This window comes from Streptomyces sp. NPDC097129, assembly GCF_055668065.1.
Map to the genome: position 1 here is coordinate 1 of NZ_JBVOQE010000036.1, position 2829 is coordinate 2829.

The 2829-nt window shown below is 36.2% G+C and carries 2 protein-coding genes; both read right to left on the bottom strand.

Translation table 11 applies throughout. The features are described 5' to 3' along the window. Positions 1-283 precede the first annotated feature (283 nt). Positions 284-1105, bottom strand: a complete 822-nt coding sequence (locus AC0B9F_RS37845) for an ATP-dependent DNA ligase (protein ID WP_472010328.1) — start codon at positions 1103-1105, stop codon at positions 284-286. Between the two features lie 84 nt (positions 1106-1189). Next, positions 1190-2829: AAA family ATPase (locus AC0B9F_RS37850; protein WP_472010330.1), on the bottom strand; the 1640-nt coding region annotated here is incomplete at its 5' end.

The following is a 2829-nucleotide window of genomic DNA, read 5'->3' on the forward strand; positions in this document are numbered from 1 at the left end:
CTAACCAATCTGTAAAAGAAAACAACAAAGCAGCTAAAGAAAAGCCCATTAGATATACAGGATTCATTTCAATCAGATTAGCAAAATTAAGAATTGATATTATTATTAAAGAAATTCCCATATATTTAGTTATATTATTATAGATGTCCATAATTCTTTCTCTCCTTTCCCCACATTCAATTATGAATAAACGGGACTATTAGAACAATCCTTAAAATTCGTCATTTATCGACAAAAATCTCCAATTAATAATTAAAAAACGTTTACTAATTAAGTAGACGTTTTAAGAAATATATTCAACAAAGGATGGTATTCTGAGCTTTCCTTCCTTAGTATAATCGCGGAACTTTACGTGGCATTTAATTGGCGAAACAAGGTATGAAAAGTCGTCGGTCTCCTTCGCAAGAGGCGCTCGGTACACACGCTGCTTCTCGACCGGAGGAACGCCGTGCTCCATTACGCCCAGATAACGACCGTCAGCATCAGCGAGTAACCAACCGAATTCCTTTTTGCGAAAGCCAGTTACGAATATATCGGCGTATTGATAATTAATCACTTTCAGCCAGTTATGCGATCGCTTGCCGACGTCATAACGCGAATCCTTGCGCTTTAACACGATGCCTTCGAGCGATTGCGCCTTAACTGCATCGAAATAATTGGCGCCATGGCCTTCGACGAACTGGACTTTCGAAAGCAGCTCGGTATCATTCGGCACGACATCGGCGAGTATTCCCTTACGTTCTAGCAACGGTAGATTAGTAACGCTTTTACCGCCGGCTTTCAGCACGTCGAACACAACGAGCGAAATAGGTGTGTCGGCACGCGAACTCATAAAACTGCTCATGACCGCCTCGAAGTCCGGTTTGCCTTCGTTATCAGTTACGATCAGTTCACCGTCCAGTACGGTGCCAGGCGGAACATCAAGCGCGGTTAATTCGGGAAAACGTGCGGTGACTTCGTTCTTGTGACGCGTATATAAGCGGACTTTGCCCGCATCATCAACAGAATATATAAAACGGATGCCGTCGAGTTTCAGCTCGGTCAAATAATCGGCCGAATCGAACGGCTCATCCGACTTGTGTAATAACATTGGCGAAATAAACATCGATATAACACCTCGCCATCAATTATAGCACGGATAGGCAGCCTGCTTGGTTAGGTGATTAATGGAGCAACTGGAAAAATATTTTTATCCATTCCATTTTTGAATTTGTTCAATTAATTTATTTACATTTTCCTTAATATTTAGTGTTTCATCTAAATTTTCCTTTGTTAATTTTGGTATAATTCTTCTTGCAAAGGGACCTTTATTTTTCTCGAATTTTTTTCCTAGTCCTTCTTCTATTTCATTTAGGTAATCCTTAATATCTTGGTATAAGCCAAAAGGTAGGGTGTTAGGGTGTAGTTCGCGGAGAACTGATACTGGAATGTAATTTTCAATTTCTCTACCTTCCGTTACCCAAGCAAAGGCATCGTTCCTTTCGAATTCCTCAATAATACGTTGTTTTGTATCACCTACAGTTTCGCCTTCAGACTTCATATCACTATCCATAAGGATTGCGCAGTTTCTGTTTGTTAATAATAAGTTTATAAAATCTTCTTGTGAAAAACTTTCGTCATAACTATAGTGAGATAGTAGTTTTCCTCCATAATAAACAACTTGGTAATGTAGACCTTCTTTTAAAACCCCATCACTATACAAGTCTATCCATTTGTTTATGTAAATCTTATCAGAAGGGCCTTCCACCCAAATGATGCCGTTTGATTGTAATATATCACTGGCTTTAACATCCAAGTCAAATAATATATCTGAACTGTCCTGAAAGTTCAAAGTTCTTTTCGGGATAATTTTCCCTTCCTGTTTCCTAACATGAATAATTTGAGCATCATCTGAACCTGAAAACATATTTATTGGTATATGTGAATGCGTAGTAAGAAAAACAGTTGTATTATTTTCTCTTGACCAAGTATCAATAAATCTAAAAAGACTTTTTTGTAAAGCAGGATGGATGTTATTCTCGATTTCCTCTAGAGCAAAAATCAATTTCTCTGTGTCTTTATTTTTTATTACAGGCATTAGTAAAAATTCAATTAGTACTAATATTATTGTTTTTAACCCACTACCTGACTTAGACAACGCAATCCTGCCTTTTTCCTTTTCCTCTAAATAAATTTCCCAATATAAGTCTGTAGCCAACTGACCTACTTGAATTTGTTGCACGACAATATCAGTAAAAAAAGTATCAGGGTGCAAAATGTCGTTTAAACTAGAAAGTAACTCCTTTTCAACTAATTTACTATCTAATTCATTGTGGTTGATAAATTTATGAATTATATTAGTAGCATTTACCCCAGTCTCCTTTAATTCACTAAATTTAATATTGTCATTTTTTTCTTTTTCTGGAACTATATTTCTTTCAGCTCCTAATCTTACTACTTGGAATTCACTTAATTTACTAACTTGTTTTGCTGATAATCTACTCCAAAACAACTCTGCAGAAGCAGGGAAATCTTCATCAGCTAATTCCACAGCAAATTTTCCAGTTATTCTGCCTTGACTGTAAGAGCTATCTTGGATAATTTTTGTATACAGTGTCTTCCCTACAAAAGTTTGTGCATATCCAAGATCACTAATCTTCTGCCCACCATCAATTTGTGAATAATGACTGTCAAGATAGACCTCTTTTATAATATCTTCATCAATTTCACACCCTACAATTATTTCATTAAATTCTTTACTTACATTGTGGAACCTCATGCTATCAGTAATGATTGTTAGTAAATCAATTAAAGATGACTTTCCAGTATTATTCTTACCAATTATAATGT